9 protein-coding genes are annotated in these 15809 nt (G+C 31.3%); all 9 read left to right on the top strand.

Going from position 1 to position 15809, the window contains the following annotated elements; translation table 11 throughout:
- Positions 1-143: 143 nt before the first annotated feature.
- The 9 genes from NRK67_16020 to accC all read left to right on the top strand — a co-directional run bounded on the left by NRK67_16020 (position 144) and on the right by accC (position 15671).
- A complete protein-coding gene (locus tag NRK67_16020) occupies positions 144-2066 on the top strand; it encodes a bifunctional diguanylate cyclase/phosphodiesterase (GenBank protein ID UUV18773.1) in 1923 nt (640 codons plus the stop codon).
- Between the two features lie 79 nt (positions 2067-2145).
- Complete coding sequence (locus NRK67_16015; protein ID UUV18772.1) at positions 2146-6087, top strand: response regulator; 3942 nt, start codon at positions 2146-2148, stop codon at positions 6085-6087.
- 3 nt (positions 6088-6090) lie between these two features.
- Positions 6091-6930: a protein-glutamate O-methyltransferase CheR gene (locus tag NRK67_16010; protein UUV18771.1), complete on the top strand. Its 840-nt coding sequence runs from the start codon at positions 6091-6093 to the stop codon at positions 6928-6930.
- A gap of 1 nt (position 6931) precedes the next feature.
- A complete protein-coding gene (locus NRK67_16005) occupies positions 6932-7504 on the top strand; it encodes a chemotaxis protein CheB (GenBank protein ID UUV18770.1) in 573 nt (190 codons plus the stop codon).
- Positions 7497-8471, top strand: a complete 975-nt coding sequence (locus tag NRK67_16000) for a diguanylate cyclase (protein UUV18769.1) — start codon at positions 7497-7499, stop codon at positions 8469-8471. The genes NRK67_16005 and NRK67_16000 overlap by 8 nt, the downstream gene beginning before the upstream one ends.
- A 313-nt stretch (positions 8472-8784) precedes the next feature.
- Positions 8785-10182: an FAD-binding protein gene (locus NRK67_15995; GenBank protein ID UUV18768.1), complete on the top strand. Its 1398-nt coding sequence runs from the start codon at positions 8785-8787 to the stop codon at positions 10180-10182.
- A 195-nt stretch (positions 10183-10377) separates the two neighbouring features.
- Positions 10378-13794: a DNA polymerase III subunit alpha gene (locus NRK67_15990; protein UUV18767.1), complete on the top strand. Its 3417-nt coding sequence runs from the start codon at positions 10378-10380 to the stop codon at positions 13792-13794.
- Positions 13795-13874: 80 nt separating this feature from the next.
- Positions 13875-14300 (top strand): hypothetical protein, encoded by a 426-nt coding sequence (locus NRK67_15985; GenBank protein UUV18766.1) that lies wholly within the window; start codon positions 13875-13877, stop codon positions 14298-14300.
- A gap of 15 nt (positions 14301-14315) precedes the next feature.
- Positions 14316-15671 carry an acetyl-CoA carboxylase biotin carboxylase subunit gene (gene accC, locus NRK67_15980; GenBank protein ID UUV18765.1) on the top strand — a complete coding sequence of 452 codons (1356 nt, stop codon included), beginning with the start codon at positions 14316-14318 and terminating at the stop codon, positions 15669-15671.
- Positions 15672-15809 lie beyond the last annotated feature (138 nt).

Genomic DNA, 15809 nt, shown 5'->3' with positions numbered 1-15809 from the left:
TAATTTCTTTTAATAATTGGAATTTTAATTTGCAAAACTTACAAATAAAATATATATTTAATAGTAAGAAAAAAATACAGGTGTAATAACTAATAGCTGTAAAGTATGATTATTTAATAAATAATTTAAATAAAGGAGAATAGATGAAGGTTAAGCAGAATGTAAAAATATTTATACTACTGACAATAGGAATATTTATCTATGGATACTTAGGATATTCGTATTTGAGAGATAAGGAGTTACAGGAAATAAATTCTAACCTCTATAGAGCGGCAAAAAATATACCATATTATCTAGGAAATGATTATACATTTAAAAATATGGATAAGAACTCACATACCGATGAAGAAGCATTGAGAACAACAGAAATTTTAAATGAGATGTCAAAGGCAAACAAGGTTGACTATCTATATACTATAGTAGATGAAAAAGGTATGCCGACTTATACAGCAGTTGGAGGAGATGTTGAGGAATATCTAGGAAAGGTAAGAGACAGGGATCCAACAGAGCTTTATTGGATAAATTTTCAAGATTTAGAAGATGACTCTATAAAGGAAACTATCGATGTATTGAAAAATAAAAGTATTCATTATATAGATAGTACAGATAAAGGTGGAGGATTTAGGTCTGTATATCTGGTGTTGGAATCTAAAGACGGAAGAAAATATATTGCCGGTGCAGATATAAAGATGAAAAATTTAAATTTAAGAATTTTAGAAAAATTTACCTACATAATATTAAATGGTGTTTTAATAATATTGCTGGTTCTTTTGTTGATCTCTACTACAAGGAGAATACTTAGCCAGAAAGAAAAGATCACCGAAGAACTCTATATAAAATCTAACTTTGATAACCTTACAGGGGTATTAAAAAGAGAAAAAGGTATGGAAAAATTAAATGAATTAATAGATTATAACAATGCCAATAAAATTAATAAAAAGGTATATTTTGGATTGTTTGATATAGTAGATCTAACTTATATTAACAATGAATTTGGTATGGAAATAGGTGATAAAGCTATAATTTCTTTGGTTTCTATATTGAGAGAAACTTTTAGGAGCAGCGATAAAATTATAAGGTTAAATGGAGACCAATTTTTAGTGGTTATAGAAGGTTCAGTTGATTCAGGAGAAATAATAAAATTAGAAAAAAGGTTTTTAGAAAATCTAGAAAAATTCAATGAGATGAAGGGAAATGAATATAAGATATTTATTTGTAAAGTTTTTAAGGAATATAAGAGAGACCTGTCTATAAAAACTGCTATGAAAACTTTATTTGATCAGCTTGATTTTGAAAAAAAACATGGAGATGGAGCGTTCTATCTGTTGGGAAATGATATAAAGAAAGGAATAGAAAATGAGGAGTTTAAAATTTACTATCAGCCTAAAGTAAATTTAAAGACTAAAAAAGTTGAATTTGAAGCACTTATGAGGTGGAATCACCCTGAAAAAGGTAACATCTCTCCAGGAATATTTATACCTATAGCTGAAAAATCTTCTTTAATTATAGATCTTACTTATTTTTTAATAGAGCAGGTAAAAAAAGATATAGTAAAATTAAAAACTCCTGTATCATTGAATATATCTCCAATACATTTTAATAAAAAATATTTTTCAGAGGAGATAATAACTAAACACGGGACCTTAAAAGGCATTAATTTTGAACTTACTGAAGGTGCATTTATAGACGATATTGATAAATCTATTGAAAAAATGAAAAATTTAAAAAAAATAGGGATCAATTTTTTAATAGATGATTTTGGTACTGGGTATTCATCCCTTTCCTATCTGTCGAAACTACCCATAACCACTTTAAAGATTGATCGATCATTTGTAATCAATATGTTTGAATGTACTGAAAATATGAAGATTATAAAAACCATCATCGAGTTAGGTAAGAGTTTGAGTTTAGAGGTTATCGTAGAGGGGACAGAAACCATAGAAGAGATAAATATGTTAAAGGAGATGGGAGTAGAAATTTTCCAGGGGTATTACTACGGTAAACCAGAAAAATTAGAGGAAGTAATAAAAAAATTAGATGAAAATGAATATACTAAAAAAATCTAAAATAAAAAAATGGGGAATCCCCATTTTTTTATTTTAATAACTAGATATATACAAAATTAAAATTAGGAGGAAATTTCAATTGGAAAAACATAGATCTGTAAAAATAAAGAGTTTTATATGGGCTTTTAGTATAATACTTTTTGTAGGAATGACACTTATAGGATATTCATATAAAAATAGCAGAGATTTAGAATTTAAAGATGGAGTAATAAAATTAGAGGACAAAGCAAATATAAATACTTTAAAAATCCAGCAAAAAATATATCATACTGCAGATATAAATCAGGAGTTCTCTAATGTATTGATGTCAATAAGGGCTAATGATAATATAGGTGATAAAAGGCAAAATTTTGAAAAAATTATTGAAAGAAGTATGATTAAACGACCTAATATAATCGGTTATAACATTATAATGGAACCGAATATGTTTGGGGGGAAAGATTCGGATTATATCAATAATGAAAAATATGCTGAAAACGGCCAGTATATTTCATATCTTACTATAAAAGAAGGTAAAGCTAATATCATTGCGATTAATGATGCTGTAAATTACGATTTTTATTTAGAAGCAAAAAAAGCAGGAGACACAATTATTTCAAAACCCTATAACTTTGTTGTAAACGGGGAAAAAAGGTTAATAATTACAATAGCAAAGCCTCTATATGACAGGAATAAATTTATAGGAGTTGTAGGGATAGACATTTCAATGCAATATTTTGAAAAGTTGATATCTGAATTTATTAACACAAATGAAAATATGGCCTTGATAGACGATAAGGGAAAGATTATATTTAATAATTTTAATTCTGGTTTAAACGGGAATAATATTTATAAAATTAGATTAGAGATAACTTCTATTGTTGATGAACTAAAGCTAAAAAAAATAATTTCAAGGGAAAATAAAGATAGGTATGAGGTGATTTCAAAGATAGAGATCCCTCAGGTAAGTACCAATTGGTATATTTATTTTTTTACAGATTTAAAAGTATTGACAAATAAAACTGTGAAAACAACATATAGAAGTATTACAGCAGGAATAATAATATTGATTGTAACACTGGGATTGTTATGGATTGCGATTAATAAAATTACTTCACCGATCATTGATTTTGTTAAAAGGATGAAAAATTTTGATTTTAATAAATTAGATGTAAAATTGGATATTGAAAAGAATTCATCTACTGAATTTGTTGAGTTATCAAAGGGATACGCCTCGCTCATTGATAAGTTGAAAGAAAATTTAGATGAAAGAAAACGCAGAGATTGGATTCAAAAAGGACAGATGGATATCAATCATATCTCCCAGACAACTCATGATTTACAAAATTTACTCAGCCAGTTAATTTCCTTTGTCACTAAAAAGATCGATGGACAGGTAGGAGTATTATATTTACTGAATGAAAAATCAGATGAAAAACAATATGAATTAGCTGCCAGCTATGCATTTAAGAGGAGAAAAGGATTACCCAATGGCTTTAAATTTGGTGAAGGTTTAGTAGGACAAGCAGCTTTAGAAAAAGATTTAATAGTGGTTTCGGATCTTCCAAAAGATTATATATCTATAAATTCTGGAGTAGGGAGCAGTTCTCCGACTAATATTGTAGTTATACCATGTAACTATCAAAATAAAGTTGTAGCAGTGTTAGAAATAGCTTCAACATCGGAGTTTTCCGATCTTGTGATTGAATTTTTAGAATTGGCTCAAATAAGTATAGGAATTGCGATTAATAATATTTTAAATTTTGAAGCTGTGGAAAAATTATTGGTTGCTGCAAATGAATATGCTGAAAAACTCCAGGTACAGCAGGAAGAACTAAGAGTTACAAATGAAGAATTAGAAACGCAATCAGTTGTATTAAAAGATTCCCAAGCAGAACTTGAAAGTCAGCAGGAAGAATTAAGGGTTATAAATGAAGAGTTAGAAGAAAATACAGAGATGCTTGAGATACAAAAAAAAGAACTGGAAAATAAAAATAATGAACTTAATATCAGTCAGAAAGAATTAGAAAAAAAAGCTAAAGATTTAGTTTTATCAAATAAATATAAATCTGAATTTCTTGCAAACATGAGTCATGAATTGAGAACGCCTTTAAATAGTATATTGATACTTTCAGAACTATTAGGTGAAAAAAATTCAAATTTAACTGAAAAACAGAGGGAATTTGCAAAAACTATTAATACATCAGGAAGTGATCTATTAAAACTAATCAATGATATTTTAGACTTATCCAAGGTTGAAGCGGGGAAAATGGAAGTTAATATCTCAAAGATGAATATTGAGGATTTTAAAAGTGAAATATTTGGGATGTTTGAACAAATATCTATTAAGAACAATCTGCAGTTTTCAATCGATATTTCAGATAAATTACCTGAAAATGTAATGACCGATGAAGTTAAAGTTAAACAAATTATTAAAAATTTAATATCAAATGCTTTTAAATTTACAAAACAGGGAAGTGTTAATTTAAACATCAGAGAATATGATAATAAAATTAAATTTGAAATAAATGATACCGGGATTGGAATTTCAGATGATAAGATTAAAAGTATTTTTGATGCTTTCCAGCAAGAGGATGGGACTATAAGCAGAGAATTTGGCGGGACAGGATTAGGTCTTTCAATTTCTATGGAATATGCCAATTTATTAGGCGGGACATTGGAGGTTGAAAGTACTAAAGATGTTGGAAGTAAATTTATTTTAACTCTGCCTGTGACATACGATACTTTTCATTTTGAAAAGGAAAAAACAAATGTTGTAAAGAAAGTATCCGATGAATTGATAGAAGAAATCAATAAGGAAGAGGGGGAAAAACTATTTAAAAAACCTTTTGAAGTTCCTTATGTATTAGATGATAGGCATGACATCAATGACAATGATAAAATATTACTCATTATTGATGATGATCCAAATTTTGCAAAGGTCATAATGGATATTAGTAGAGCAAAAAACTTTAAAGTGATTGTTGCTGAAACTGGAGAAATAGGGTTATATCTCGCGGATTATTATATGCCTACAGGAATTATATTGGATATAGGACTGCCAAAAATTGATGGTTTAGAAGTACTGGAAAGATTGAAGAATAACAAAAGAACAAAGAATATTCCTGTTAATATCATTAGTGGTGGCGATTATGAAAAAAGTATGTTTGAAAAAGATGTTGAATTTTTAAAAAAACCTGTAAGTAAAACTCAAATTGAAAATATATTAGAAGGGGCAGGGTTAAATGGGTATAAAATTAATAAGATCTTAGTAGTTGAAGATGATAAAATACAGAACGATGCACTTACAGAATTAATAAAGCATGATTATAAAGATATTGAAATTTTATCTAGTACATCGGGAGAAGATGCGTTAGAAGTTCTAACTGAAAATAGTGTAGATCTGTTGATATTGGATTTAGGACTGTTAGATTATAATGATTTTGAATTTATAGAAAGACTCAAAGAAGATGAAAACTTTTCAAATATTCCAATAATAGTTTATACAGGTAAAGAAATTTGTATGGATGAAGAAAAAAAATTAAGAAATAAAGTAGAAAATATTATTATTAAGGGAGACAGATCAAGCCAGAGATTATTAGATGAGATCAAACTATTTGTTCATAATGTAAAAAAACATAAGAATGTTGTAACAAGTAATGACGATGAAATATTTAAAGACAAAAAAATATTAGTTGTAGATGATGATATGCGGAATGTATTTGCATTATCTAGTATTTTAGAGATGAATGGTATTGATGTAGAAATAGCTAACGATGGAATTGAAGCATTGGAAAAATTAAAGGATATGGAAAAAATAGATTTAGTTTTAATGGATATTATGATGCCGGTTATGGATGGATATGAAGCTATTAGAGAGATAAGAAAAATGAATGAATTTAAAGAACTATCTATTATTGCTTTGACAGCAAAAGCTATGAAAGGTGATAGAGATTCATGTCTTGAAGCTGGAGCCAATGAATATCTTTCTAAACCAATTGAAACAAATAAATTATTGTCTTTACTCAGGGTTTGGTTGTAAATTATGAATGAAAAAGAATTATTGGAAATAGAGAATATAGAATTACAATTATTAATTGAAGCCATCTATTCAAGATATGGTTATGATTTTAAAAATTATACAAAAAGTCATTTAAAAAGAAGGATATTAAGAAGAGTTAAATTAGATAACTTAAAAACTATAACTCAATTAACAGAAAGGATTCTCTATGATAGAGAGGTGTTAAAACAAATATTATTAGACCTGTCTATAAATGTAACGGAGATGTTCAGGTTTCCCAAATTTTTTAAAGATTTACGGGAAGATGTTATTCCCCTTTTGAAAACATACCCATCTATAAATATATGGCATGCTGGTTGCTCTACCGGTGAAGAAGTTATCTCTATGGCAATTTTATTAAAGGAGGAAGGGCTGTTAAATAGGGTAAATATATATGCAACAGATATAAACAAAAAGGTACTGGATATTGCAAAAGAGGGGATTTATACAATAGAAGATGTAAAAAAATGGACAAAAAACTATCAGGAAGCAGGAGGAAAAAAATCTTTTTCAGACTATTATGTTGCAAAATATGATCATGCTATATTTGATCAGGATTTATTGAAAAATGTAACATTTTTAGAACATAATCTGGTGATCGATAAAACTTTTATTGATGCTAATTTAGTCATCTGTAGAAATGTATTGATATACTTTAATAAGGAATTACAAAATCAGGTTCTAGAGTTATTTGAAGAAAGTTTGATACCGGGAGGGATGATCGGTATCGGGTCTAAAGAAAACCTAAGATTTACCAGTGTAAATGAAAAATTTGAAAGTATTACTGTTACTACAAAAATTTACAAAAAGAAGATAGGGTGTTAATATGAGATATAAAGCCATTGTAATAGGGACTTCTGCAGGGGGAGTAGAAGCATTAAAAGTTGTATTGAAAGATATAGAGCCAATAATAGAACTGCCTATAATTATTGTTATCCATGTCAAGGAAAGAACAGATGGATTTTCAAAGATATATGAAGGGTTGAACAGACTGACAATAAAAGAAGCTGAGGATAAAGAGGATATAAAAAATGGTGTTATTTATTTTGCTCCTTCAAATTACCACCTGTCCATTGAAGATGATTATACTTTTTCTTTATCAGTAGAAGAAAAAGTTAATTATTCAAGGCCATCTATCGACATACTTTTTGAATCTGCAGCAGAGGTATATACAGATGACCTCTTGGGGATAATCTTGACTGGAGCTAATTCAGATGGTGCTTTAGGACTTAGAAAAATCGAAAAATTAGGCGGAGAATGCATTGTACAAGATCCCGAAGAAGCCTATTTTGATATTATGCCACGATCGGCGTTAAAATATATTCCCGCATGTAAACTTATGAGCTTAGATTCGATTAATAGGTACATAAAAAAATTAGGAGGAAACAACTGTGAGTAACTATAGCACTAATATACTTATTGTAGATGATACTAGGGCAAACCTAATTTCATTGGAAGCGATCTTGGAAGGTGAAAATCTAAATATACTGACTGCTTCTAATGGAAATGATGCTCTAAAAATATTATTAAAAAGAAAAATTGATATTGTTCTTTTAGATGTTCAGATGCCTGGAATGAATGGATTTGAGGTTGCTGAATTGATGAGAGCTAATAATAAAACAAGGGATATCCCGATTATTTTTATTACGGCTATCAATAAAGAGGAAGAATACATATTTAAGGGCTATGAATTAGGAGCGGTTGATTATCTATATAAACCAATAAGTAATGAAATTTTAAAAAGTAAAGTAAAGGTATTTGTTAAACTCAATGAACAGACGAAAATAATTGAAGAAAAAACAAGAGCATTAGAAGAAAAGATAACCCAACTGGAATTGGTAGAAAAAAAACTTAATCATCTTGTAAGAATTGATGAATTGACAGGAGTCTTTAATAGAAGAGCCTTTGAGGAGATGTTTAATTTAGAGTGGGCTAGAACCATTAGAAGCAATGGATCTTTTTCAGCATTGATGATTGATATAGATAATTTTAAAAACTTTAATGATACCTATGGTCATCTTAAAGGAGATGAGTGTCTAAAAGATGTTGCTAAAATAATTGAGAAAACATTGAGAAGAATAACTGATGAAGTTGCACGATTAGGTGGGGAGGAATTTATAGTATTGCTGCCGGAAACTGATTCTGAAGGAGCAGAGTTAATTGCAGAGGAAATAAGAAAAAATGTAGAGGGGTTACAGATACTCAATGAAGGGGTAGACACCTCTAGATTTGTAACTATCAGTATAGGGGTTTCCAGTGTTATACCTACGAGATTTATTGAAAAAAAAGAATTTATAAATCAAGCGGATAAAGCATTATATATTGCTAAAAAGAATGGTAAAAATATGACCTATGTATATAAATAAAAAGTAATATAGTATTCAGTATTTTTTATTTATATAGATTAGAATAATCTGTCTATTCAGATCTCTTAAATAAAAAAAATCCTTGTAGAAAAGTATAAAAAATGATAAAATATTCACTGCTTAAAAAATAAGATAAGTTTAGGAGAAAAACAAATGAAGAACAAAGTATTGGATTTAAACTATATAGGTTTAAATAATCTCATGTTAAAATATGAGATAGATACTTGCAACTTTGAAAACATAAAACATAATCTAAGTGTATACTAATATAGATGTATATACTTAGATTTTTTTAATTTTTAGGAGGTATAAAATGAAATATGATATTATATTTGCTGGTGGTGGACAAGCTAGTGTCTTTGGAGCATATGAAGCTATCAATAAAAATCCAAACCTTAAGATAATGGTGATAGATAAGGGTCAAATGTTGGATAAAAGAGTATGTCCTAAAGAGAAGCTAGGTAGATGTGTAAAATGTCCTACTTGTGCTATCATTTATGGTGTGAGTGGAGCAGGAGCTTATTCGGATTCAAAATTTAATATGGACTACAGGGTAGGAGGAGACGTACATACTATAACTAGTAAAACTTTAGTTAATGAGACTATTCAGTATGTTGCGGACATCTATAAAAATTTTGGATTTGATGATGAGCCTACAGGGTTAGTTTATAATGATGAGATGGAATTAATAAAGAGAAGGTGTATTGAAAACGATATTCAATTAGTAGATACCCCTACTATGCATTTAGGAACTGATGGTTCTAGAGAATTATACTCTAAATTAATAAATACTCTTTTAGAAAAAGGTGTAGAATTTAGCTCAAATTCAGATTTTAAAGATTTAATAATTGAAGATGGGAAGGTAAAAGGTGCAGTTATTGAGACTAAAGAAGGGGAAAAAACTTTTTATAGTGATAAAATCATAACAGCTCTAGGTAGAAGTGGAGCTAAGCAAATGATGAAAATGTGCCAAAAACATGGGATAGGATATAGTGCAGGATCGGTAGATATCGGTGTAAGGGTAGAGATCCCTGATGTAGTAATGAAAACTATCAACAAAAATTTCTATGAAGCAAAGATGGTATTTTACACAAAAAAATACAATGATAAGATGAGAACTTTCTGTAGTAATCCCAGTGGATTTATAGCTGTAGAAAAGCATAGTGATAATATTATGCTGGCTAATGGTCATGCATATAAGAATAAAAAATCAACTAATACAAACTTAGCATTGTTATGTACTAAATCATTTACAGAGCCATTTAATCAGCCCTTTGAATATGCAGCTTCTATTGCTAAGATGTCCACTATGCTAACAGGTGGAAAGGTATTATGCCAGTCATATGGGGATCTAAAAGCAGGTAGAAGATCTACAGAGGAGAGAATGTCTAGATTGAATATAGAACCTACAACGGAAGATTACGTAGCAGGAGATATTTCATTGGCTTGTCCAAAGAGAATTTTAGATAACATCATGGAATTTATAGAAGTACATGATAAGGTAACTCCTGGATTTGCATCTAACGATCTATTGTTATATTTCCCAGAGATCAAGTTTAGAAGTACAAGGATGACTATCGATTCAAATATGGAAACGACTGTAAAGGGTCTTTACTCAGTAGGAGATAGCTCAGGTTATGGAAGTGGATTAAATATCGCAGCAGTAATGGGAATATTAGCAGTAAGAGACATTTTAGGAAAGATAAAATAAAAATTGAAACCTCCTACGATCTAAAGTGATTTAGTTTTGTAGGAGGATTTTTTAATTGATAAAAAAATTAAGGTTTTTTAGGAAACCCTAGAAAAAATGTGCTAAAATAAGATTATAAAAGAGAATGAATAATGATTATTTAATTAATAAATAGTAAAAAAGTCATAACTACTAACAGCAGAAAGGGAGGGAACTATGAAAAATAAATTTGTGCATCTACACCTACATACAGAATATAGCCTCCTAGACGGAGTGGGGAAGATAGATGAGTATCTGGATCGTGCTCTGGAACTAAAGATGGATAGTGTGGCAATTACCGATCATGGAAATATGTTTGGTGCCATAGAATTTTATAAGAAAGCACGAAAAAGAGGGATAAAACCAATCTTAGGAATGGAAGCATATATAAGCTTGGGCTCTATGGAAGAAAAGGAAAAAACAACCTATCATCTGGTACTTTTAGCTAAAAATGAAGTAGGTTATAAAAACCTTATGAAACTATCATCTATAGGGTACTTAGAGGGATTTTACTATAAGCCCAGGATAGATAAAATTGTTTTGAAAAAATATAGTGAGGGACTCATAGGATTATCAGCCTGTATGCAGGGGGAGATAGCCCATGGCATCACAGATGAAAAAACTGCTGAGGAGTTAGGGGATGTTGTAAATTCCTATATAGATATATTTGGAAGGGAAGATTTTTATATAGAGTTACAGGATAATGGAATTCCTGAACAATACCCTATGAACGATAAATTATATGAGGTGGCAAAGGAATATGATCTTCAAGTAGTGGGAACAAACGATGTTCACTACGCTCATTATGGACAGCATGGGTTACAGGATGTCCTGATCTGTATACAGACAGGAAGCAAGGTAGATGATGAGAAGAGGATGAGAATCCATACCACTGAATTATTTATGAAAAGCAGGGATCAATTGGTAGAAAAATTAGGAAAATATGAAGGTGCCCTGGAAAATACAGTAAAGATAGCGGAAAAATGTAACTTAGAGATTGAATTTGGTAAATTTAAATTCCCGGAATATGAAGTCGAAAAAGAATTTAAAGGTGTACATGAGTATCTTAGAAAATTAGTCTATGATGGATTGGATAAAAGGTATCCCAATGGAGTAGAGGAAAAGGCCATAGAAAGAGTAGAGTATGAACTGGAGATCATAAGCAGAATGGGGTATGAGGAGTACTTTGTTGTTGTCTGGGATTTCATAGATTATGCTAAAAGACAGAATATACCTATAGGTCCCGGAAGGGGATCTGCTGCAGGTAGTATGGTCGCTTATACCCTTGGGATAACAGAATTGGATCCCATAAAGTATAACCTTATATTTGAAAGATTTCTCAATCCTGAACGGATATCTATGCCAGATATAGATATAGATATATGCCAGGAAAGACGGCATGAACTCATAGAATATGTAGGGAAAAAATATGGCAGAGACAGAGTAGCTCAGATAATTACTTTTGGAACGATGAAGGCCAGAGCTGCCATAAGAGATGTAGGAAGGGCTTTAAATATACCTCTTTACAAGGTCGATAAATTGGCCAAATTAATCCCCCAGTTTTATACAATAGATAGAGCTATTCGTGATATAGGTGAGTTTAAAAGAGCCTATGATACAGATGACGAGTCTAAAAAAATAATAGATATATCCAGAGGATTGGAAAATAAGGTAAGGCATGCTTCTGTTCATGCAGCAGGTGTAGTGATAACTAAAAATCCTCTGACCAATGATGTGCCGCTATATTCCGATTCTAAAGGTGAACAGGTCTGTACCCAATATCAAATGAAAGAGTTAGAGGATTTGGGTTTATTAAAAATGGATTTCTTGGGATTGCGGAATCTGACGATACTTCAAAGAACTATAGATTATATAGAGGATGGAGTGGGGATAAAAATAGAACTCAGTGATGTCCCGTTAGATGCCCCACTTGTATATGATGCACTCCAAAGGGGAGATACTTTAGGAGTATTTCAATTGGAATCCAGAGGGGTAAGAAAGTTATTGAAAAAATTAAAACCTAATAATTTTGATGATGTTATTGCAGTTTTAGCCCTATATCGGCCGGGGCCTCTGGGATCGGGTATGGTAGACGATTATATAGGTGTAAAAAATGGATTGAAGGATGCTAAATATCCTCATGAAAGTCTGGAAGAGGTATTGAAGGAAACATATGGAGTAATATTATACCAGGAACAGGTAATGAAGATAGCTTCTATTATGGCAAATTATTCCTTAGGGGAAGCTGATCTCCTTCGTCGTGCCATGGGAAAGAAGATAGCAGAACTGATGGAAGAGAATAGACTGACCTTTATCGAAAGATCAGTAAAAAACGGATATGAAAAAAAGGTGGCAGAAAATGTTTTCTATCTTATAGATAAATTTGCCGGGTATGGATTTAACAAGTCTCATTCGGCAGCTTATGGACTTATAGCTTATTGGACAGCGTACTTTAAGGAGTACTATTCGAAATACTACTATGCGGCTCTTATGACCTCTGAACGTGGTAATAACGATAAGCTGGCTATCTATATAGATGATGCTAAAAGTCATGGGATAGATGTAGGCTTGCCTGATATAAATAAAGTTAACAATAAATTTATAGTGGATGGGGATCAGATCAGATTTGGTATGTCTGCCATAAAAAACTTAGGTGAAGGAATAATAGATAAACTCAGTAAAGATATAGAAGAGTTTGGTATGTATAAAACTTTTGAAGATTTTGTTGTTCGGACCAAGAAGATAGGGATGAATAAAAAAGCTTTGGAAGCACTGGTATTATCAGGGACATTGGATAATCTACCAGGGAATAGAAGGGAAAAATATAGTTGTATAGAAAAATCTTTGGTCTATGCAGCTCGTGTAGCCAAGGAAGACGAGATTCAGCAGATGAACCTGTTTGGGGAAGCTCGTGCTACTATAGAGAGTTTTACCATGGGAACTATGGAAGAATATAAGATAGAAAATATTCTAAAGGGAGAAAAGGAGTACCTTGGATTTTACTTTACCGGGCATCCATTGGATAAATACAATGAACTGCTAAATGTCTATGAACTGGATAAATTGGTGGAATTAAAAGTCGACAGACCACATCATGTAAGGACTTGCGGAATAATCAGCGGGATAAAAAAGATAATAACTAAAAAAAATAAACAGATGATGGCTGTATTTACTTTAGAGGATCACTTTGGAACAGTTAGCTGTACTGTATTCCCTAATGAATTTGACAAGTTGTCCAACTACCTTGTAGAGGGAAATACTGTATATTTAGAGGGCAGTGTACAGCTGGACTTTTTTGGTGGAAACGAAGAAAAAAAGATAGTTGTGAGAGAAGTGAAATATTTAGAAGATATAGTAGAAGTGCCAAGTTTTAAGGTATATATATTAGTGGATGAAGAAACCAAGATAAAGCTGCCCAAATTAAAGCAGATATTATTGAATCACAGGGGAAAGCATAAGGTCTACATTGCACTTAGGGAAAAAGACGGGAACAGAGTGGTAGAGTTAGGAGAAAAATATAAAGTAGAACCTAGCTCAGAATTTATCCATCAGGTAGCAGAACTCCTGGGAATTGATAAAATGAAGATTAAATAACAGGTGTATTTTATTTCTTGAAAGAAGATATTATATGTGTTAAAATTTAGAGCGACTAAATGAGATTATGGGGAGGCAAGATGAAAAACGATATGAATACTATCAATGAGATAATAAAAGTAATAGGTGAGTCACAACTTACAGAGATATCTATAGAGGAAAAAGATTTTAAACTTCTTATAAAGAAGCCTAAGTTAGTATTAGGGGGAAGTATAGTAGAAGAGGTAGAAGAAATAGAAGAAGCAGCCGAAGAAGTAGCTGCGGCAGAAGAAGTAAAAGAGATAATATCTGAAAGTGTAGGAAGATTTTACTATATAGATAAAGATGAAAAACCTATGATTACAGTAGGAATGACTGTAAAAAAAGGTCAAAAAGTTGGTTATGTAGAAGCAATAGGTATTAAAACAGATATAAAAAGTGAATTTGATGGGGAAATAAAAGAGATTTTAGTAAAAAATGGAGAGGTTGCCGAATACGGAAAAGTATTGGTTAAAATAGGAGAATAATTAGGAGGAAAAAAGATGTTTAAGAAGATATTAATCGCTAACCGTGGAGAGATAGCAGTTAGAATAATCAGAGCAGCAAAGGAGTTAGAAATAAAGACAGTTGCTGTATATTCTGCTGCAGATAAAGATAGTTTGCATGTAACCTTAGCAGATGAAGCTATTTGTATAGGGCCTGCAATGAGTACTGAATCATATTTAAAAATACCAAATATAATCGCAGCAGCAGAGGCTACAGGTGCAGAAGCTATCCATCCAGGATATGGATTTTTAGCTGAAAATGCTGACTTTGCAAAGATCTGCAAAAGACATGGAATAGTATTTATAGGACCTAGTCCAGAGTGTATCAACAACATGGGAGATAAAGCTACAGCTCGTGCCACAGCAGTAGAAAATGGAGTACCTCTTACTAATGGAACTGGAATAATACATAAAATGGAAGATGCTAAAAAGGTAGTTCATGAGAAGATAGGTTACCCGGTAATGATAAAAGCCACTGCCGGTGGTGGTGGAAAAGGGATGAGAATAGCTAGAGATGATGATGAGTTTGCAGTGAATTTTAGAGCAGCTCAAAATGAAGCCGATGCAGCATTCGGAAATCCAGATTGTTACGTGGAAAAATATGTAGAAAATCCAAGACATATAGAGATTCAGATTGTAGGAGATAAATTTGGAAATGTAGTTCATTTAGGAGAAAGAGACTGCTCTATTCAAAGAAGACATCAAAAATTAGTTGAGGAAGCACCATCAGCTACTTTACCGGAAGATGTAAGGGTAAAGATGGGGGAAGCAGCTGTAAAATTAGCTAAGGCCATAAACTATGATTCTGTTGGAACTTTGGAATTTTTAGTAGATGTAAATAATGACTTTTTCTTTATGGAGATGAATACAAGGGTACAAGTTGAGCATACTGTTACTGAAGCTATTACAGGTTTTGATATAATTAAAGCTCAAATAATTGTAGCATCAGGTCATGAACTCCATGTGAAACAATCAGACATAGAACTTCATGGGCACTCTATTGAGTGTAGAATAAATGCAGAGGACCCGGAAAATGGATTTATGCCTTCAGCAGGAACGTTGGAAAGATATATCGTTCCAGGTGGAATAGGAGTTAGAGTAGACTCTCATTCATACCAAGGTTATAGCATACCGCCATATTACGATTCTATGATCGGAAAATTAATAGTTCATGGGGTAGACAGAGAGGAAGCTATCATCAGAATGAAGAGAGCACTGGAAGAGTACAAGATAGAGGGAGTAGAAACTACTATTAAATTCCATGAAAAAGTATTAGAAAATGAAGAGTTTAAAAGTGGAAATTATTCAACTAACTTTATAGAGAAAAATTTTCCTGAATATTTAAAGGGATAAAAATTTAAAAGGAGGATATGGTCCTCCTTTTTCCTTAAAATAATAAAATCAAAATTTAATTTAGTATATATTAATAAAAAAGATAGGAAATGATAAAAAAAATGATATACTATAAGTGTAACTGTTTATAAGTGTAAG

Source organism: Fusobacteria bacterium ZRK30, from assembly GCA_024628785.1.
Taxonomy (GTDB): domain Bacteria; phylum Fusobacteriota; class Fusobacteriia; order Fusobacteriales; family Fusobacteriaceae; genus Psychrilyobacter.
The sequence above is the reverse complement of the archived record's forward strand: the minus strand, read 5'-3'. Positions and strand labels throughout refer to the sequence as shown.